This window comes from Lyngbya sp. CCY1209, assembly GCF_035615495.1.
In the GTDB taxonomy this organism is placed as follows: Bacteria; Cyanobacteriota; Cyanobacteriia; order Cyanobacteriales; family Microcoleaceae; genus Limnospira.
Genome location: NZ_JAJENU010000364.1, coordinates 1 through 18,467, shown reverse-complemented (window position 1 = coordinate 18,467; position 18,467 = coordinate 1). Strand labels below are relative to the sequence as shown.

Annotated in this window: 19 protein-coding genes and 1 pseudogene; 12 read left to right on the top strand and 8 right to left on the bottom strand. The window is 51.6% G+C overall.

Features of this window, described 5'->3' with window-relative positions:
- The 5 genes from LKE08_RS10325 to LKE08_RS10305 form a co-directional block, all read left to right on the top strand.
- Window positions 1-1,077, top strand: a 1,077-nt coding sequence (locus LKE08_RS10325; protein ID WP_324704135.1) for a Calx-beta domain-containing protein, incomplete at its 5' end; no start/stop codon positions are given.
- A 166-nt stretch (window positions 1,078-1,243) separates the two neighbouring features.
- A complete protein-coding gene (acnB, locus tag LKE08_RS10320) occupies window positions 1,244-3,856 on the top strand; it encodes a bifunctional aconitate hydratase 2/2-methylisocitrate dehydratase (protein WP_324704134.1) in 2,613 nt (870 codons plus the stop codon).
- 161 nt (window positions 3,857-4,017) lie between these two features.
- Window positions 4,018-4,359 carry a XisI protein gene (locus LKE08_RS10315; protein ID WP_324704133.1) on the top strand — a complete coding sequence of 114 codons (342 nt, stop codon included), beginning with the start codon at window positions 4,018-4,020 and terminating at the stop codon, window positions 4,357-4,359.
- A 48-nt stretch (window positions 4,360-4,407) separates the two neighbouring features.
- On the top strand, window positions 4,408-6,237 hold the full coding sequence (locus LKE08_RS10310) for a hypothetical protein (RefSeq protein ID WP_324704132.1): 1,830 nt from the start codon (window positions 4,408-4,410) through the stop codon (window positions 6,235-6,237).
- A gap of 26 nt (window positions 6,238-6,263) precedes the next feature.
- Window positions 6,264-6,473, top strand: coding sequence for a type II toxin-antitoxin system HicB family antitoxin (locus LKE08_RS10305; RefSeq protein WP_324704131.1), 210 nt, complete (start codon window positions 6,264-6,266; stop codon window positions 6,471-6,473).
- Between the two features lie 32 nt (window positions 6,474-6,505).
- Here the strand turns inward: LKE08_RS10305 and LKE08_RS10300 are convergent, their stop codons facing one another.
- From LKE08_RS10300 to LKE08_RS10290, 3 genes are all read right to left on the bottom strand, one after another.
- The gene (locus LKE08_RS10300) at window positions 6,506-6,931 is read right to left on the bottom strand and encodes a PIN domain-containing protein (protein WP_324704130.1); all 426 of its coding nucleotides are present in this window, start codon (window positions 6,929-6,931) and stop codon (window positions 6,506-6,508) included.
- Window positions 6,919-7,185: a hypothetical protein gene (locus tag LKE08_RS10295; RefSeq protein ID WP_315664125.1), complete on the bottom strand. Its 267-nt coding sequence runs from the start codon at window positions 7,183-7,185 to the stop codon at window positions 6,919-6,921. The genes LKE08_RS10300 and LKE08_RS10295 overlap by 13 nt, the downstream gene beginning before the upstream one ends.
- A gap of 109 nt (window positions 7,186-7,294) precedes the next feature.
- A complete protein-coding gene (locus LKE08_RS10290; protein WP_324704129.1) occupies window positions 7,295-7,516 on the bottom strand; it encodes a hypothetical protein in 222 nt (73 codons plus the stop codon).
- Window positions 7,517-7,686: 170 nt separating this feature from the next.
- Here LKE08_RS10290 and LKE08_RS10285 point away from each other — a divergent pair, with 170 nt between their 5' ends.
- The 6 genes and pseudogenes from LKE08_RS10285 to LKE08_RS10260 all read left to right on the top strand — a co-directional run.
- A complete protein-coding gene (locus LKE08_RS10285; RefSeq protein WP_324704136.1) occupies window positions 7,687-7,908 on the top strand; it encodes a helix-turn-helix transcriptional regulator in 222 nt (73 codons plus the stop codon).
- Between the two features lie 37 nt (window positions 7,909-7,945).
- Window positions 7,946-8,146 (top strand): hypothetical protein, encoded by a 201-nt coding sequence (locus LKE08_RS10280; protein ID WP_324704128.1) that lies wholly within the window; start codon window positions 7,946-7,948, stop codon window positions 8,144-8,146.
- A gap of 31 nt (window positions 8,147-8,177) precedes the next feature.
- Window positions 8,178-8,648 carry a DUF29 domain-containing protein gene (locus tag LKE08_RS10275; protein ID WP_324704127.1) on the top strand — a complete coding sequence of 157 codons (471 nt, stop codon included), beginning with the start codon at window positions 8,178-8,180 and terminating at the stop codon, window positions 8,646-8,648.
- 73 nt (window positions 8,649-8,721) lie between these two features.
- Entirely contained in the window at window positions 8,722-8,952 is a 231-nt protein-coding gene (locus LKE08_RS10270; RefSeq protein WP_324704126.1) for a hypothetical protein, read from the top strand.
- Complete coding sequence (locus tag LKE08_RS10265) at window positions 8,949-9,377, top strand: PIN domain-containing protein (RefSeq protein ID WP_324704125.1); 429 nt, start codon at window positions 8,949-8,951, stop codon at window positions 9,375-9,377. The genes LKE08_RS10270 and LKE08_RS10265 overlap by 4 nt, the downstream gene beginning before the upstream one ends.
- A 30-nt stretch (window positions 9,378-9,407) precedes the next feature.
- Window positions 9,408-9,557, top strand: a pseudogene (locus LKE08_RS10260) (DUF29 family protein); the annotation flags it as partial.
- 87 nt (window positions 9,558-9,644) lie between these two features.
- Here the strand turns inward: LKE08_RS10260 and LKE08_RS10255 are convergent.
- The 5 genes from LKE08_RS10255 to LKE08_RS10235 all read right to left on the bottom strand — a co-directional run bounded on the left by LKE08_RS10255 (window position 9,645) and on the right by LKE08_RS10235 (window position 16,857).
- Window positions 9,645-11,066, bottom strand: coding sequence for an FAD-dependent oxidoreductase (locus LKE08_RS10255; protein WP_324704124.1), 1,422 nt, complete (start codon window positions 11,064-11,066; stop codon window positions 9,645-9,647).
- A gap of 177 nt (window positions 11,067-11,243) precedes the next feature.
- Entirely contained in the window at window positions 11,244-11,711 is a 468-nt protein-coding gene (locus LKE08_RS10250; protein WP_324704123.1) for an ABA4-like family protein, read from the bottom strand.
- A gap of 316 nt (window positions 11,712-12,027) precedes the next feature.
- A complete protein-coding gene (gene cbiE, locus LKE08_RS10245; RefSeq protein ID WP_324704122.1) occupies window positions 12,028-13,317 on the bottom strand; it encodes a precorrin-6y C5,15-methyltransferase (decarboxylating) subunit CbiE in 1,290 nt (429 codons plus the stop codon).
- A gap of 112 nt (window positions 13,318-13,429) precedes the next feature.
- A complete protein-coding gene (locus tag LKE08_RS10240) occupies window positions 13,430-14,050 on the bottom strand; it encodes a cobalt-precorrin-8X methylmutase (RefSeq protein WP_324704121.1) in 621 nt (206 codons plus the stop codon).
- Between the two features lie 269 nt (window positions 14,051-14,319).
- Window positions 14,320-16,857 carry a glycogen/starch/alpha-glucan phosphorylase gene (locus tag LKE08_RS10235; RefSeq protein WP_324704120.1) on the bottom strand — a complete coding sequence of 846 codons (2,538 nt, stop codon included), beginning with the start codon at window positions 16,855-16,857 and terminating at the stop codon, window positions 14,320-14,322.
- 521 nt (window positions 16,858-17,378) lie between these two features.
- On the opposite strand from LKE08_RS10235, the gene LKE08_RS10230 reads away from it, so the two are divergent.
- Window positions 17,379-18,362: a rhodanese-like domain-containing protein gene (locus LKE08_RS10230; RefSeq protein WP_324704119.1), complete on the top strand. Its 984-nt coding sequence runs from the start codon at window positions 17,379-17,381 to the stop codon at window positions 18,360-18,362.
- The last annotated feature ends 105 nt before the right edge of the window (window positions 18,363-18,467 follow it).

Genomic DNA, 18,467 nt, shown 5'->3' with positions numbered 1-18,467 from the left:
GTGAACCTAAAAAATGCCAAAGGTGCCACCCTAGCCAACTCGGAAGCGACGGGGACTATCGTTGACAACGATTTTCCTATGCTATCCATCGGTGATGGGGAGATTGAAGAAGGGCAAAGCGGTGTCGGGACTCTCAATTTCCCCGTCACTTTAAATCGTCCCGGATTCAAAACCTTAACGGTCGATTATGCCACCATCGACGATCGCGGCACCGCCACTGCCAACACCGACTACACCGCCACCAGCGGTCAGCTTTCCTTTGCCCCCGGGGAAACGGAAAAAACGATTCCCGTGGAGGTTTTGGGAGATGAAGCGGTCGAAAATGACGAACAGTTTTTCGTGGATTTAAGCAACATCGTCAACGGCAATTTGAAGGGAACCGCACGCGATCGCCGGGGTGAAGGAACCATAATTAACGACGACGTGCCGACCATTGACATTGCCGATGCTGTGGTGCTTGAAGGGGACAACCGACTCCAAATCGCCGTATTCGACGTCAGTCTTGATCGCCCCGCCAACCGAAGCGTTAAAGTGCGGTATTCCACAGAAAACGAGACTGCAACCCGGCCAGACTACAGTCCCAAGAGCGATATTCTGACGATTCCCAAAGGCGAGACCACTGCCCCCATCAGGATACGCATTAGCGGCGATCAAAATATCGAGCCGGACGAAACCTTTGGACTCCAACTTTTCCGGCCCCAAAATGGCGTTCTGGCGGGGGACAAAGCGGAACTCCAAGCCACCGGTATTATTCTCGACAACGACGATCCTTTAACCGGCGATCGCGACGTGATGTCAGGCACTCCCGAGGCGGATATTTTTGAACTCGGAACCGCCCAAGGGTCCTTATACGCCGAAAACGGGAACGGTGACTATGCGGTGATCCTCAACTTCGATCCAACGCAAGATACGATCCAACTCCACGGGAGTCCCGGCGACTATCAACTGGTTCCCAATGCTGCGGTAGGACTCATTGACGGTACGGCGATCTACCGGGGAGAAAGCGGAGAAGAATTAATTGGCCTGGTCAAAGACGGCGATTCTCTTAGTTTGGAGAGCGGCTTTAGTTTCGTATAACTTCCGGCCCGAGTCAACCTTCCCCGAGTGCGTCGCGAATGGCGCACTTTTTTCGGGTTTCGGCGAGGAACAGCACCTCAGCCGGCGATCGACTGTGATTCTCGATACCCAGTTGCGGAGATTAATCGGTAGCATAAAACAATGAAACAATGAGGAGAGTCACACTATGCTGGAAGCCTACCGTCAACACGCCGCCGAACGAGCAAAATTGGGCATCCCCCCCCTGCCCCTGACCGCCGAGCAGACCTCGGAACTGTGCGAACTGCTCAAACGCCCCCCAGAAGGGGAAAAAGAGTTCCTGTTGGGTTTATTGCGCGATCGCGTCCCCCCCGGTGTCGATGAAGCCGCCTACGTCAAAGCCGGGTTTCTAACTGCCGTCGCCAAACGGGAAATCGAGTGCCCCCTCATCTGTCCCCAAGGCGCCGTAGACCTCCTGGGCACGATGGTCGGCGGCTACAACGTCCAATCCCTGGTCGGCTTCCTGAAGTCCTCCGACTCCAACATCGCCAGCGAAGCGGCCACGGCCCTGAGCAAAATCACCCTGGTCTTCGACGCCTTCAACGACGTCTTCGCCCTCTCCGACGTCAACCCCTACGCCAAACAAATCCTGGATGCCTGGGCCAACGCCGCCTGGTTCATCCGCAACCCCAAAGTCCCCAAAGCCATCACCGTCACCGTCTTCAAAGTCCCCGGCGAAACCAACACCGACGACCTCTCCCCCGCCCCCCACGCCACCACCCGCCCGGACATCCCCCTCCACGCCCTGGCCATGCTGGAGTCCCGGATGCCCGAAGGCATCGAAACCATCGCCCAACTCAAACAGAAGGGCCACCCCGTCGCCTACGTCGGGGACGTGGTGGGCACCGGTTCTTCCCGGAAATCCGCCATCAACTCCGTCCTCTGGCACATCGGCGAAGACATCCCCTTCGTCCCCAACAAGCGGCGCGGCGGCTACATCCTCGGCGGCAAAATTGCCCCCATCTTCTTCAACACCGCCGAAGACTCCGGCGCCTTCCCCATCGAGTGCGATGTCAGCAAAATGGAAACCGGGGACGTGATCACCATCCACCCCTACAAGGGCGAAATCACCAACGAAGCGGGCGAAGTGATTTCCACCTTCACCCTAAAGCCGGAAACCATCTTGGACGAGGTAAGAGCCGGGGGCCGGATTCCCCTGCTCATCGGCCGCAGCCTCACCGACAAAACCCGGGAAGAAATGGGACTCGCAGCCAGCGAACTGTTCACCCGCCCCTCCATGCCCGAGGACACCGGCAAGGGCTTCACCCTGGCCCAGAAAATGGTCGGAAAGGCCTGCGGACTGCCGGGGGTGCGTCCGGGCACGTCCTGCGAACCGATCATGACCACCGTGGGATCTCAGGATACCACCGGGCCGATGACCCAGGACGAACTGAAGGAACTCGCCTGCCTGGGCTTCTCCGCCGACCTGACGATGCAGAGTTTCTGCCACACGGCGGCCTATCCCAAACCCGTGGACATCAAAACCCACAAGCAACTCCCCGACTTCTTCGCCACCCGCGGCGGCGTGGCGTTGCGTCCCGGAGACGGCATCATCCACTCCTGGCTGAACCGGATGCTGCTGCCGGACACGGTGGGCACCGGGGGCGACTCCCACACCCGCTTCCCCCTGGGGATTTCCTTCCCCGCCGGTTCCGGGTTGGTGGCCTTCGCCGCCGCCCTGGGGGTGATGCCGCTGGATATGCCGGAATCCGTTTTGGTGCGGTTCACGGGCAAATTGCAACCCGGCGTCACCCTGCGGGATATCGTCAACGCGATTCCCTGGGTGGCGATGCAGGAAGGGAAATTGACCGTCGGCAAGGAGAATAAACAAAACCTGTTCAACGGCCGGGTGATGGAGATGGAAGGCCTGCCGGATTTGAAGGTGGAACAGGCCTTCGAGTTGACGGACGCCACGGCGGAGCGCTCCTGTGCCGGATGTACGATCAAGTTGGGGACGGAGACGGTTGCGGAGTATTTGCGATCGAATATCACCCTGATGCGGAATATGATCGCCCGGGGATATCAGGACGCCCGCACCCTCGCCCGCCGCATCGCCAAGATGGAACAGTGGTTGGCGAATCCGGAATTGATGGAGGCGGATAAAGATGCGGAATACGCCGACATTTTGGAAGTGAATTTGGACGCGATCAAAGAACCCATCGTCGCGGCGCCCAACGACCCGGATAACGTCAAGTTGATGTCCGAGTGTGAGGGGGACAAAATCGACGAGGTGTTCATCGGTTCCTGCATGACCAATATCGGCCACTACCGCGCCGCCGCCAAGGTGTTGGAAGGGGCGGGTCCCGTGAAAGTGCGCCTGTGGATTTGCCCCCCCACCCGCATGGATGAAAAGCAACTCCGGGAGGAGGGCGTTTACGGCACGTTTGCGGCGGCAGGCGCCCGGACGGAGATGCCGGGATGTTCCCTGTGCATGGGCAACCAGGCGCGGGTGGAAGACAACGCCACGGTGTTCTCGACCTCGACGCGCAACTTCAACAACCGCATGGGTAAGGGTGCGCGGGTGTACCTGGGTTCGGCCGAACTGGCGGCGGTTTGTGCGCTGTTGGGTCGCATTCCTTCGGTGGAGGAATACATGGCGATTATCACCGAGAAACTCGACCCGTTCGCGGCGGATCTTTACCGCTATTTGAACTTCGATCAGATCGAAGGTTTCGAGGATGAAGGTCGGGTGATTCCGCTGGATCAGATGCCCAAGATCGACGAGATTTTGGGGATTCCGGCGAATGCGTTGAGCAACTAACGTTTTAGAGTGGCGGGGCGGGCGATCGAGCCTGTCCCGCCCGTCAATGTCCGAAATTTTCACCACAGAGGCACAGAGAACACAGAGAGAGAATAAATGGGTCACAACCTAAATGCGTACTGCTATATATTGGCGGACAAAATTAGATTTTTTAGGATAAAATGGAAAAATTGATTGGCTATCAAAACATTGTCAAAAATATTCTCACTCAATATGATAAGCTATCATCCAAAATCCCCGATCCGGATATCGATGAAATCCTGATATTTGACGATGAACGAAGTCAGTATCTTTGGTTTAGTGTGGGCTGGAAAAATAATCGGCGAGTGAATGGGGCTTCTGTATATATTCGGATCAAAAATGATAAAATTTATATTGAGGAGGATTGGACGGAGGAGGGGATGGCGACTGAGTTATTGAGGGAGGGTGTGCCGAAGGAGGATATCGTGTTGGCATTTCACGATCCGGAGACTCGCAAGTTGACCGAGTTTGCTGTAGCTTGAAATGGTAATTTTAAATTGAGGCAATTAGTTTAGATAAGGCTCATTAATATGGCACGAAAAAAGCAGAATCAAGATCCTGATTGGATTCAATTATCATTGTTTGATGTTCTTCCAGGATCTTCTGACAATTCACTGGACTCCAAAAAGCCAGAAATATCGAAGACTACTTCCGATCAATCTCAACACAGACCTGGAAAACAAGAAAGAGTACGAATTGACCAAGATGATATTGCCAATTTAGAGACAGAATCTATCGAAATTTATACAACAAATAAAAAGCAAATAGAGCAGGATTTATGGTTGCCAGAAACCTATGAAGATATCATTAATAAGATCGGGAAAGACAATGCCAGACTGTCGGAACTAATTCTACCTTTGCCCAAGTTTGAAAAAGAGATTGTTCAGGTGCTTGCTGACATAGGAAGTGCCGGATATTTACTTTTTTTGTATGGACTGTCTGGAGTGGGAAAATCAACTTTTATTAGTTCGTTAGAGTGGTCTAAACATATTCCAATCAAACAGATAGTACAAATCGATGCATCTGAATTAACCTTTACCCAGCAATCCAAGCTAAACTCACTAATTAAATGCATCAGGAATGAAGCTGAAAAGTTTTTTTTAGAAAATGAAAGAGATGGCGATAGATTATGTATCGTGATCGACTATTTGGAAAATCTTGATGATGAAAAAGAAAATGATATTTCAGGATTTTTCCGTGATTTAAATGGATTTCTCCGTAAGTATGGCATCCTGATCATATGGCCAATTACGGTTAAAAAGGATCTCGAAAAAATGCAAAAATCTGCCGAAAGCTTTTCAAGCACAATGTTTCACGGCAGAATACCATTTGTTGATTTTAAGGGTCCTGCACTTGAGGAATATCCACAGATCGCAAAAAAAACAATAATGTTTTTTAATAATGGAAAAAATTGCTATGAATTTCAATTAACGGACAACGATTTAGAAGAATTAAAAAAAAGTTACCAATCAAAAGCGGAAAATAAACACTTAATCAGGGATTATCTAAAAGATGTCAAGAGAAAATGGGAAGAAAGAAGTAATCATATATCCCGAATCAACGAAAAAATACCCAAACCAACTGAAGTATGGTTTATTTTTTGTTATCCTAAAGCTGAAGATGTAGTAGCACAGTTTGCACGACGTATTTCAGATACTTCAGATGCTCTTTCTGAAATGTGGAATGCTGACTACAAAGCTCTTTATGCATACATCTCTGATCATAATCAAAGAAAAGCAGATTGGCCAGCAGGGCGTCTTACTCTTGCACTTAGTAGTCCAATGTTGACGACTAAAATCATGTATTTACCGACCAATGCTTTAATAAGCTGCATTGCTGCTTATGCTGAGAAAGCAAATGTTCCCATCACAAAGGAAGAATTTTTAAATTCATATAAAGTTAAAAATCACTATTGTCAACCGGCTGCTGCACGAACGGCACTATCAAGTACACCGTTATGGTTACAGTTGTCTGGCAACAAAGGACCCGGAGGAAAACGGAGAAGCGGATCTATACTAGCTGGTTTGAAAAATGCAACTCCAGCATTTAAAAAAATCAATGAAGATATCTCTAAAAAAAGAATTAGTGATCAACATTTTAATCGGGCAGTTTGTCTAGCTCTAAAAGATTTATACTCAAAACAACAAAAAGAAATGGGTTTGGATTTTAAATCGGAAGCAATTCATCCGAATTTGGGAAATATCAGACCGGATATTTTGATTTCCACCAACGAGAAAATTATTTGCTTGGAGTTATGTTACTCAAACAACAATACTCCTGGCAATATTGCCGATTATGTGTTGAGAAAGCTAAACACATATATGAAACAAATGGAAGAAAATTTTGGTTTATCTGTCTGATTAATTGTTTGACGACCATAAGAAAAATGAAATACACGATCGCACTTCAATGGTCAGAAGCGGACGGCTGTTTCGTCGTTTTCCTTCCCGACTTTGAAGATGTCATGCAACCCGTCACCCACGGCGACAGCTACGAAGATGCACTCAAAAACGCCCGGGAAGTCCTGGAAATGTTGATCGAGTCGAGTCGTTCCGAAGGGAAGCCTTTACTCAAACCCACTTTTCAACCCGTTTAATTTGAGATGCGATCGCACCCCCGAAACCAAAATTAATCTTCTGGCAATAACCGAAATGCCGCACAAGGCCTCGGACGAAACAAACTAAAATCACGCCGATCGAGTGTCAAAATTATCTCCCGATTAAACCGTTCTGCCACCGCCATCACACAGGCATCCACAAAATCGATTCGGGAGTCTTGATACATCTCTAAAATATCTGCCACGCGATCGAAATCCCCCGAAGTCATCGCGATCGGACAAAAACGACTCGTTTCAATCGAGCGTAAAAATTTTACCGCTGTTCCGATTCCCCCATCACGTCCGACCAGATAGGCTATCTCTGTTAAAGCAGGTTGAGGCAACCCAATCGATGCCATTTGTCGGTAAACCTCTACTACCGCTTCATGATTGCGATCGCCCCGGTTGAGCAACGCGACGACAAACCCCGTATCGGCGATCGCGTCTAATCTTTCCACGACAAACCCGAATTTTCGGTTACTTCCGCTTGCAAAATTTCCTCCGCACGATCGCCCGTTTCCGATGCACCCTCGTACAAGCCAATCAGCGGATCGGCATCTGTCTGTGATACGGGAGGACGATGGGTTTGCAAGTATTGTTCGATCGCTTCTTCGAGTAACGATTCCAAGGTTTTGTGCTGTTCGAGGGAAACCTGCATCAGTCGCGTCAGGGTTTCCGGTCGGGGCTTCCAGTTCAGTACAATTTCAAGCATGACATTGGTTGATATCAATATGAATTATTGTAGGGCAGTTTTCCCCAATCAACCGAAAGCGATCGCACCCCCGAAACCCAACAGTCCGGAAGTGCGATCGCGGATTTTCCTACACCTTGTCTTCAGGCGAGGAGTCGAACACCAAGATGAACGAAGCCTGGGGGATCAGGCGTTTCAAGCATTGCAGGTGTCCCTCGGTGTCGGAACGGCTGTAAAAGCGGGCGACAACCGTCCGTTGCAGGTTCGGAAGCAAACGGGCGATCGCCCAGGAGTTGAGACGATCGCGGTATGCGATCGCCGGAGGCTGTGAGATTGCGCTGTTTTGTGGCATGATCTAAATTGCAAAGCGTACAACACAAAGGGCGCCAGTCAGTCTCTTGGCGGGGATCTACTGGCGTTCCTTTTGCAACCATTAAAGTGCAAACCCCACCTGGTTGTCAAGTGTTAGCGCCATAAAATAGCGTCAAAACTTAGCGCTCAAGCGTGGGCGTCTACTCCGATATGCATTTGAAGGCTTTAAGAGAGCGAGCGGGACTCAGGATCAAGGATGTGGCAGAAATTCTCAGATGTGCGGAATCATCTATCCGCAACTGGGAAAAGGGAAGGACGACACCGAAATTGGAGGTTTGGCAGGTTTTTCGGTGGCGGGATTTGTACCAATGTACGGAAGAAGAGTTGATACGAGCGGTTCTGACATCAATGAGAACGGGAGATAAAGATTAGCGATCGCACCAAAAACAACCATTATATAATCAAAACAATGATCGAATCAGAAATTCTGAAAAAAATACAAGGCACATCGATAGAAGAGCGTATCCTGATTATTGAAGCCATTTTGAAAACGGTCAAAAAGGATATGCGATCGCGACAGCCTTCCTCCCAAAATAAACCCCTGCATGGGAAGGTGATTCACTATGACAATCCCTATGAACCCGTTGCGATCGTCTACTCTTTTCGTTGATAATAATAAACTTGATTCAGTCACCCGAATTATGATACCATCGCCATCCCATATCAAACAGCTTTACGATAAAGACTATCTCAAATGGCTGGAAATGACGATCGCCCAGTTGCGATCGCGCCACTATAATGACGTAGATTGGGACAATTTAATCGAGGAAATCGAAGACATGGGACGGCGGGAACGCCACAGCCTTGAGAATAATTTGGTGGTGGTATTGCTGCATTTACTCAAGTGGGAATTTCAACCGAAATGGCGAACCGGAAGTTGGGAGGGGAGTATTATCGAAAACCGTCGGCGTATCCGTCGGGCGTTGAAATCCTCTCCGAGTTGGCAGAATTATCTCGCCAGTGTCGCGGACGAATGTTATGCCAGTGCGCGAAAACAAGCGAGGGCGGAAACTCAGTTACCATTGGAGGTGTTTCCGGCGGCGTGTCCCTACGCGATCGCGGATATTTTGAATGATGATTTTCTGCCGGGAGAGGATGAGAACGGGGGATAAAGATTAGCGATCGCACCCTCTGTCTTGCTATAATAATGATTAATATTCAATTCATTGATTGCGGGAGTTGTCTATGTTGCTACAGGAACTGAAGGAAGAAGCTTTTAAACTATCCCCGAGTGACCGACTTGCGTTGGTGAGTGCTATTCTTGAATCCTTACAAAATTCGTCAGTTTCCCAACCCGATCGCTCCGGTGCAATTCGACGGATGCGAGGCTTGCTCAAAACCAACCAACCCGCACCTACCGACGAAGAAGTAGCCGAAATGTTGACAGATAGACGGGTCGCAAAATATCTGAAATGAAGGTTTTAATTGATACCAATATTGTCCTGGATTTTTTGTTGGAGCGAGCGCCATTTTTAGAAGATGCAGAATTGCTGTTCCAATCGATTGATTCTGGTCGGGTCGTCGGGTATGTTACGGCGACAACCCTCACCGATATTTTTTATATTGCTCGAAGACATACTGGCAGCATCGAGAAAGCACGACAAGCCCTTTCCGAAATCCTGACAGCTATGGAACTTTGCCCTGTAAACCGAGCGGTTGTGGAATCGGCATTTAATTCTGATGTAGCTGATTTTGAAGATGCCATTCAGATAGCTTGTGCTGCCGTTCAAGAATTGGACGCTATTGTGACCCGAGATACCCAAGGTTTTGTAAATTCACCCGTGCTCACTCTATCTGTTCAAGCATTCTTACAGAAATTGGGAGAGCAAAATAGTGAATAGTTTTGGGGTCGGCGAAGATGGCGATCGTACTTGTGGGCGTATCCTCGGGCAAGGCGACAGGCGAAGGATGAGACGGGGTTGCCGTTGGAGGTGTTTCCGGCGGCGTGTCCTTACGCGATCGCGGATATTTTAAATGATGATTTTTTGCCGGGAGAGGATGAGGGCGATCGCCGTAACTGAAATTCCCCGATTTTTGCAGCAGCGAACCGAGGGCGAAATTCCCACGATGAAAGCGTTCTGAAATTGGGTGAAACGATGGGTTAATTCCTAAAGCGATCGCCGCCAGTTGAAAAACTTCTTTAGTAAATTTTGCTGCCATTTATTTTCCGCAAATTTTCGCTTTTTAAACAACAAACCCGCCTTGCTATTAACTTCGGAAAGCGTTGGATAAACGTGGATTCCGGTGAGGGCGGAAACTTTCAAATTATTCGACATCGCCAAAACGACTTCGTGGATCAGTTCCCCCGCCGAGGGGCCGACGATGTGGGCGCCGAGAATCTCTCCGTTGCCGCGCACGATAATTTTACCAAATCCCGCCGTCGCCGCCTCCGCCTGGGCGCGATCGACATCGGCAAATTCTTGTTTTAAGATGTAGATATCATCCCCGAAGCGATCGCGGGCCTGCTTTTCTGTCAGTCCCACCCGCGCCAATTCCGGGTCGGTAAATGTCGCCCACGGAATCACTCGATAATTCGCCTTACTCACCGGGAAAAATAACGCATTTGTCAACACCGTCACCGCTTCGTGACTGGCGACGTGGGTAAACTGATACCCGCCGATAACATCACCGCAGGCGTAAATTCTCGGATTCGTGGTTTGCAGTTTTTCGTTCACTTGAATTCCTTTTTTTCCCACCGCCACTTCTGCGGCTTCCAAATTGAGGGATTCTACATTTGGCGATCGCCCGGACGATACCAAAATTTCATCGACGGCGATGGTCTGATTTCCAGATTTTATCACTTTTTTGCCATCTTTGACTTCCACACTTTCGGCGCGGGATTGATTCAAAACGCGAATTCCTTCCGCTTCAAATTGGTCTTGGACGACCTTCGCCGCCTCCGGATCTTCTTTAGGTAAAATTTGGTCGCGACTCGAAAAAATGGTCACGTCCGAACCCAGGCGAGAAAAGGCTTGTCCCAACTCGCAGCCGATCGGCCCCGCCCCGATAATTGCCAGGGATTCGGGACGGTTTTCGAGGGAAAAGACCTGTTCGTTGGTGAGAAAACCGGCTTCTTTTAATCCGGGTATGGGGGGGATTGACGGGCGAGAACCAGTGGCGATCGCGAAGGTTCTCGCCTTCAATTTGCGATCGTTCACTTCAAAGGTTCTGGGGTCGAGAAATTGACCGTCTCCAAAAATAACCTCGACTCCATACCCTTCAAATCGTTCCGGCGAGTCGTTAGGTTCGATATTTTTAATCACCTGTTTGACGTGTCCCATCGCCTCCGAAAATTTGATATTTGGGGGAGTCGTATAAATCCCGAATCGGGAGGCATTTTTAACTTGATAAGCGACGCGGGAAGCGTGGATAAAAGACTTGCTGGGGACGCAGCCGAACCACAGACAGTCCCCCCCCAGGCGATCGCGTTCTATCAAGGCAACTTTGGCTTTCAACAGGGCGGCTGCGGCGGCGACAACCAAGCCCCCCGATCCCCCTCCGATTACCACGATATCATAGTCAACAGCCATAATTCTTCCTCGTTAAATAATGCGCCCAAGCGCAACAAAAAACCATTCCGTTGTTGGGCTTGGGCTACCTCAGAATGGCGCTAAAGCCCAACAACGAACGACTGTCATTATTTCATCCAATCAAACTGAAACCCGCCTGAGAATTGACTGGGTGGGGACTGAAAATTTTGGCAATATCTAGGATTGGCTGACGGCGGCGGTTTCTTCCCCGCTACCCGAGAAGAATTTCCGACTCACTGCGGCGGTGATGACGTGGGACAGCAAGCCCAGGGGACCGGCGAACAGACACAGACACAGGGAATGAATCGTCCAAACTCCGGTTTTTTGTCCTTCCCAGTATACCCAACGCCCCACAAATAGATCAAGCACCAAAAAGTGAACCCACCCCGTCGCGGCGGCGGTTTCGTCGCCGAAAAAGCGGGCGATATCCGCCAATTGGGGATTAGAAAGGGCGGCGGCATTTTCGGGGGTGACGCTGCTGATAAATAAGTACAGATACGTCAACGCCAACAACACAAACGGAATGTAAGATTCCATCACCTTGCGGGTGACTCCCCAATTCGGCAGGAGAATCATCAACCCCCAAAAGGGGAGGACAAACAAATTGGCGATCTTAAAAATTTGGTCAGCGGGTAACATCATCATTGCCGTATCAATACCATAACTAAAGATTTCCAACAATCAACATTCAGGATAACAAATTTACAGCACCGCTGGCCGAAAATCAAAAATCTGTGTAATCTGCGTCATCTGCGGAAGAAAAATATGTCGAAAAAAATTTTCCAATTTTCTCGGAAACTCTAGCTATTTTCTTTTTTTTATGATATACTTCGTACATAATGGGAATCTGTGTAAAAATTTTATCGGCGCAACCACTCCCATTATGGAGGATGATGTCAATATCTTATCAGAAGTTGCCGCACCCCGTCAACCCTTTTTGGGGCAATTTTTTATCTTAATATTAAGCAAACAAACTGTGGTGATGGATGGTCAAAATTGTCACCGGATTGAGGGGGGAAAAACGGGTCAGGTCGGCGATCGCAGTAGACCGAGACAACTGCACCTGCAACAGCCGATAACTCCAACTTTTCTCCAATTTAACACGCTCCTTGACCCACTCCAACGCCACATTCAGATGTTCCAACGTCGCCAGGGCTAAAACCATCGTGCCGCCGGGGGCGAGACGGATGCTGCAAGTTCCCAAAATCTCCGCCAGATTGCCACCGCTGCCGCCGATAAAGATGCGGTCGGGCGATCGCAAATGGTTGAGAATCGCCGGGGCTTCCCCGTGGATGGAGATAACATTATTGACCTGAAAGCGGCGGCAATTCTGCTCGATCAGAGACGTTCCTGCCGCCGTTTTTTCGATCGCGTAAACCGTCGAAGTGGGGCCCATCCTGGCGATTTCCACCGACACCGAACCCGTGCCCGCCCCGATATCCCAAATCACCCGATCGCCCTGCAATCCCAACTCCCCCAACACCAACATTCTCACCTCCCGTTTGGTCATCAGTCCGGGCCGATCGCTATAACTGAGAAACAGGCGATCGGGAATTCCAAATAGGGGGAGATCGGACAAATTCAAAGGCTGCGCCCGGTCTGGCAATTCCCGCAGCAGCACCACCACACTCAAGAGGGAAAATGAATGGGAATCGAGGTCTTCTAAAGCCCATTTTTGTACCCGTTCGCCTTCCCCATTCAACCGTTCGCACACCCAAAATTGATAGGAACTGGGCAGATCCAAAGAAGAGATTAAATTCCCGATCACCGGTGGAGTGTTGAGGTTGTCCGTCAGCACCGCAATTTTATCTTCCCCCTGCTGTAAAGCTTGGATTAAGTGGTCGAGCGATCGCCCGTGGGCGCTGATAATTCTCGCATCTTGCCAGGGAACTTTAATGCGATTAAACGCCAATTGAATCGAACTTAAATGGGGGTGAAACACCAAATTTTCCGGTGGAAATTCCGCCAGCAGCAGCCGCCCCAACCCGAAAAAAAGCGGGTCGCCCGACACCAAAACCACCACATTCGGATCGGTGGGCATTTCCCGTTCGCGACGAGTCAGCCATTGGCGTAATTCTGATAACCCTTCAGTCAGATTATTCAAGATCAATTGGGGAATCGCGCGATCGCCGAAATAACTCAAATGGCGATCGCTTCCCACTAACAATTCGGCGCGATCAATAATTTGACGCGCCGACTCCCGCAGTCCCGCCGCCCCATCTAATCCAATCCCAACAACGTGTATCGTCAATTCTCAGTATCCAAAAAAATAAGCGATAGCAATGTAAATTCGTCCCAATTCGCTCCACTCAAAGCCCCCAGAATTGGAGGTTTGGGGGCGAGTCCTTTTCAAGGGCCAGACTTTACCCGGCTTCTTCGGCTAAAATCAACAGCGCATTGACGATCGCCGCCGCCACTGGGGAACCGCCTTTGCGCCCTTCGACGCGGATTTGGGGCACCGCTGTTTCAGCTAAAACTGCTTTCGATTCTACTACTGAAACGAACCCGACGGGAACCCCGATCGCTAAACTCGGAGAAATCGCCTTTTCTCGGATTAGCGAACAGAGGGCGAGGAGGGCTGTGGGGGCATTGCCGATCGCAAAAATGCCGTTTGGATATTCCCGCGCCACCGCCAACATCCCCGTTTCCGTGCGGGTTTTGCCCGGTAAGGCGACGGACGCCCACTCCAAGGCGCAGACGAGGGGATTGTTGAAAGTCCGCGCTACCTGGGAGGCGATGCCCTGTTTCACCATGCGGACATCGGTGATGATGGGAACCCGATTTTTTAATGCCGCGATCGCACCCTCGATGGCGCCGGGACTGAACCGCAATGCCTGCACAAACTCGAAATCTGCTGTGCTGTGAATCACCCGCCGCGCGATCGCGTATTCCGCTGGATTGAAAGGGTGGTTGCTGCCCATTTCGCGATCGATGATGGCGAAGGATTGTTCGGTGATGCTTTGACTTAAATTATCATCATTCATGAAGGGGGAGTTGGGATTAATTGATAATTGAATTTTATTTTTTTCCGCAGATTACGCAGATTACACAGATTTTTGATCGGTTTTATTCATCATCTTCGGATGATTTTAAGGGAGAAAAATTTGTCGCGATGGCGAACTGAAAATAACCGACTTTTCTTGATCGGTGGGGGCAACCGTCCCCGGTTGCCTCCTGTACGATCCCTTATGAGTAGGGGCAACCGTCTCCGGTTGCCTCCGGTTGTACCCGGTTGCCCACTTTCTCAACTGATCTACTGGCCGATCTTTAGCGCCGCATTTTCTTGGCTGTATTCCTCCATTTCGATGGACACCGGCTGCACGTTCCAGATCTGATCGCAATACTCCTTGATGGTGCGATCGCTGGAAAATTTCGCCATGCGGAGGGCGTTCAGGATTGACATCCGCGTCCACTTGTCGCGATCGCGGTAGGCTTTTGCTACCTCTTTCTGAGAGTCGATGTAGGCCTGATAATCCGCGAACAGCATATATTGATCGTGGTGCATCAGGGAATCCACCAGCGGCTTGAACAGTTCCTTATCGCCGTGGGAGAAATACCCGGACGCGATCCGATCTATGACCGCCTTCAGTTCGCCATTTTTGCTGTAATAATCCCAAGGATTGTACCCCTTCGCCTTCAGATTTGCCACCTCCTGGGCGGTCAATCCGAACAGGAAGAAATTCTCGGGTCCGGCCTCTTCGCGGATCTCGATATTCGCGCCGTCCAGGGTTCCGATCGTCAGTGCCCCGTTCATGGCAAATTTCATGTTTCCGGTTCCGGATGCCTCCTTCCCGGCGGTGGAAATTTGCTCCGACAGGTCGGCGGCGGGATAAATTCGCTGGCCTAACGAAACGTTGAAGTTCGCCAAAAATACGACTTTTAGGCGACCCCGGACATCCGGATCGTTGTTGACCATATCCCCCACCGCGTTCGTCAGCTTGATGATCAGCTTCGCCATGAAATAACCCGGCGCCGCCTTGCCACCGAAGATGAACGTCCGGGGGACGATATCGATGTGGGGATTCTGCTTGATGCGGTTGTAGAGCGTGATGATGTGCAGCACGTCCAAAAGCTGGCGCTTGTACTCGTGAATCCGCTTAACCTGGATGTCGAACATCGAGTTGGGATCGACTTCGATGCCGTTGTGTTCCCAGATGTACTCCGCCAACTGGCGCTTGTTGTTGAGTTTGATCTCCCGCCACTGTTCGCAGAATTCCGGGTCATCAACGTACTTCTCCAACTGCCGCAGTTCGTCCAAATTCTTCAGCCACCCGTCGCCGATTTTGGAACTGTAAAGATCCGCCAATTTGGGATTACACAGCAGAATCCAGCGTCGGGGGGTGACGCCGTTGGTTTTGTTGATGAACTTCTCGGGCCAGAGCTTGTAGAAGTCCTGCAGGGTGTCCTGTTTCAGGAGTTCCGTGTGCAGGGCTGCCACCCCGTTGATGGCGTGGGACCCGACGCAGGCTAAATTCGCCATGCGGACGTATTTTTCGCCGGACTCGTCGATTAGGGACAGGCGCCCGAGAAGTTCTTCGTCGCCGGGATACCAGCGGGCCACGTCTTCCAGGAAGCGGTGGTTGATTTCGTAGATGATCTCCAGGTGGCGGGGGAGGAGGTAGCCGAACAGACTGACGGGCCACTTCTCCAGGGCTTCCGGCATCAGGGTGTGGTTGGTGTAGGAGAACGTCTTTTGCGTCACCCGCCAAGCCGTGTTCCAGTCCATTTGGTGCTCGTCCATCAACAGCCGCATCAGTTCGGCGATCGCAACGGCCGGATGAGTATCGTTAAGTTGGATGGCGGCGGTATCGTTCAAATTGTGCAGGTCCGGGTGCCGCATCAGGTGGATGCGGATGATGTCCTGCAGGGAACAGGAGACGAAGAAAAACTGTTGTTCCAACCGCAATTGCTTCCCTTGGGGGGTGTTGTCGTTGGGATACAACACTTTGGAGATGGTTTCCGATCGCATCTTCTCAGCCACCGCCCCGTCATAGTTCCCGGCGTTGAAAGCGTCGAAATTGAAGTCGTCGCTGGCCTCAGCCCGCCACAGTCGCAGGGGGTTGACGGTGTTAGTATCGTAACCCGGAACCGGGGTATCGTAGGGGATGCCGATCACCCGCGTTGCAGGAATCCAGCGGACTTTGAACTGGCCCTTTTCGTTGTGGTACATTTCCGTGTGGCCGCCGAATTTCACCTCGACGGCTTGGTCCGGACGGGCGATCTCCCAGGGGTTGCCGAACCGCAGCCACTTGTCTGGGACTTCCGCCTGCCACCCGTCCCGGATCGCCTGGGTGAAGATCCCGAATTCGTAGCGGATGCCGCAGCCGACGGCGGGAATTTCCAGGGTAGCCAGGGAGTCCAGGAAACAGGCCGCCAGACGGCCCAGACCGCCGTTCCCCAAGCCGGGGTCCGGTTCGTGTTCCAGAATTTCGTCCAGGTTCAACCCGGACTCTTCTACCGCCTGACGCACGCGGTCGTACAGGTGCATATTGATCAGGCTGTTGCCCATGTGGCGGCCCATGAGAAATTCCGCCGACAGGTAGTAAACGACTTTGACGTCGTTCTCCAGATAGGTTTTCAGGGTTTTCAACCACCGACTCAGGAGGCGATCGCGGAGGGTATAAGCCAGGGCCATGTAAAAATCATCCTGGGTCGCCAGGGATTCATATTTCCCCTGCAGGTAAAACAGGTTGTCCGCAAAAGCCCGTTTCAGGGTTTCGATATTGGTACCCGTGCGATCGTCTTCAATCTGAATCGGACATTGATCGATGGGGATGAGGGATTGCGTCATAAATACTCCTTTATCCTCGTATGCGCTGCGTCTCGATGACGATCTCGGTGGCAGAAGCGAACCGTCGGAACCATTGCTCTCCAGACCCGATCCCTGTGCCCCTCCGACCGATCGCTAACTGACGGTCGCGGGGCGAAAATCGACCGGGCCCGACAGTCGCAACGGTATCATAACTGAAAAGCTCCAAATGTATTCCGGTACTCACCGGGGCACCCCGAAGTCCGCTCCTGACAAGCATGGCTCAATTGGGCACTATTTTACATTGTCCGTTTCCCGTCCGCCGGCGATCTGTCTCGGGACGTCGCCCCCGATCGCCGATCGGGCTATCCTAAATCGTAGATGCAAAACCCCCCAAAACGGGCGAGAGTTCGGCCTTGGGGGGAGAGTTGCCGGTACGGGGTACCCCCGGCCCGCTATTTCGTTTCGACGGAATTTCCGACAACTGATTCAAATCTCATGATTTGCTGTCTTTGTTTTTTCTTCACAAACTCCGCCAATTGAACGATATTAATCCGATCGCCATGCATGGATTCAAATGGATGTCCCCCCCCATCGCTGGACTGGGGTTGATCGCGATCGCCCTCGCCATCTGGGTGATCGCGATTTGGAAACCCCCGATCGCCCTCCCCCCGCCCGATCCGGCTATCCAATCCCCCGATTCCCAATTTCTCCGCCACCACTGGATCGTCAGCCCACAACAGGCCAAAATGTTGGTGGAACATGGCGCCACGCTGCTGGATGCCCGCCCCCTGAAAGCCTTGCGACCCAAACGCCTCCGGGGTGCGATCGCCGTTAGTTGGCAGGACTTTTCCCAATCCCAAAAACCCCACCGGGGCCAACTCTTGGAAGACGACCGCCAGTTAGAAGGGCTCTTGAGACCAATTGGAGTGTTTCGCGATCGCCCCGTCGTCGTCGTCGGCGATCCCGTCAACGGCTGGGGAGAAGAAGGCCGTATCGTCTGGATGCTGCGAACCCTCGGACACGATCGCGCCGTTTGGGTCGATGGCGGCCACGTCGCCCTGAAAGCCGCAGGCATCCCCGAAACCCTTTCCCTATCCCCAACACAGCCCCAAAACGGCGATTTTGAAGTGCGCCGCCGTCCCGATTGGACCGTCACCCGGGACGAACTCAAACAACAAATCCATCAAAATCATATAGTCATTATCGATAGCCGGGAACCCCGCGAATACCGGGGTCAAACCCCCTACGGCGAATCCCGGGGCGGCCACATCCCCGGCGCCGTCTCCCTGTACTATCGCGAATTCCTCGCTCCCTCCGGAATGCTCCTCCCCCGCGATCGCATCCTCGCCCAACTCGCCGAACGCGGCATCACCCCCGCCCTCCCCATTGCCACCTACTGCACCGGCGGCGTCCGCTCCGCATGGCTCGCCGCCGTCCTCACCGACCTCGGCTTCGAGGCCAAAAACTACCCCGGCTCCCTGTGGGAATGGTCTGCCTCCCCGGCTGAAGACTATCCCCTGAGAGTCGATTTCAATAGCAAGTAGTGGACAAACACAGCTAAAATCGTGCAATATTGACTTCTCCCCGGTCTAAAGACGCGGGGATTCTTAAGCCGTCCAAAACTGAACTCTTAAAGGCATAGTCAATGT

Excerpts from the sequence above, each read along its gene's own strand:
- acnB (WP_324704134.1), top strand. The coding sequence starts at position 1,244 with ATGCTGGAAGCCTACCGTCAACACGCCGCCGAACGAGCAAAATTGGGC.
- LKE08_RS10315 (WP_324704133.1), top strand. The coding sequence starts at position 4,018 with ATGGAAAAATTGATTGGCTATCAAAACATTGTCAAAAATATTCTCACT.
- LKE08_RS10310 (WP_324704132.1), top strand. The coding sequence starts at position 4,408 with ATGGCACGAAAAAAGCAGAATCAAGATCCTGATTGGATTCAATTATCA.
- LKE08_RS10305 (WP_324704131.1), top strand. The coding sequence starts at position 6,264 with ATGAAATACACGATCGCACTTCAATGGTCAGAAGCGGACGGCTGTTTC.
- LKE08_RS10295 (WP_315664125.1), bottom strand. The coding sequence starts at position 7,185 with ATGCTTGAAATTGTACTGAACTGGAAGCCCCGACCGGAAACCCTGACG.
- LKE08_RS10290 (WP_324704129.1), bottom strand. The coding sequence starts at position 7,516 with ATGCCACAAAACAGCGCAATCTCACAGCCTCCGGCGATCGCATACCGC.
- LKE08_RS10285 (WP_324704136.1), top strand. The coding sequence starts at position 7,687 with ATGCATTTGAAGGCTTTAAGAGAGCGAGCGGGACTCAGGATCAAGGAT.
- LKE08_RS10280 (WP_324704128.1), top strand. The coding sequence starts at position 7,946 with ATGATCGAATCAGAAATTCTGAAAAAAATACAAGGCACATCGATAGAA.
- LKE08_RS10275 (WP_324704127.1), top strand. The coding sequence starts at position 8,178 with ATGATACCATCGCCATCCCATATCAAACAGCTTTACGATAAAGACTAT.
- LKE08_RS10270 (WP_324704126.1), top strand. The coding sequence starts at position 8,722 with ATGTTGCTACAGGAACTGAAGGAAGAAGCTTTTAAACTATCCCCGAGT.
- LKE08_RS10265 (WP_324704125.1), top strand. The coding sequence starts at position 8,949 with ATGAAGGTTTTAATTGATACCAATATTGTCCTGGATTTTTTGTTGGAG.
- LKE08_RS10255 (WP_324704124.1), bottom strand. The coding sequence starts at position 11,066 with ATGGCTGTTGACTATGATATCGTGGTAATCGGAGGGGGATCGGGGGGC.
- LKE08_RS10250 (WP_324704123.1), bottom strand. The coding sequence starts at position 11,711 with ATGATGATGTTACCCGCTGACCAAATTTTTAAGATCGCCAATTTGTTT.
- LKE08_RS10240 (WP_324704121.1), bottom strand. The coding sequence starts at position 14,050 with ATGAATGATGATAATTTAAGTCAAAGCATCACCGAACAATCCTTCGCC.
- LKE08_RS10235 (WP_324704120.1), bottom strand. The coding sequence starts at position 16,857 with ATGACGCAATCCCTCATCCCCATCGATCAATGTCCGATTCAGATTGAA.
- LKE08_RS10230 (WP_324704119.1), top strand. The coding sequence starts at position 17,379 with ATGCATGGATTCAAATGGATGTCCCCCCCCATCGCTGGACTGGGGTTG.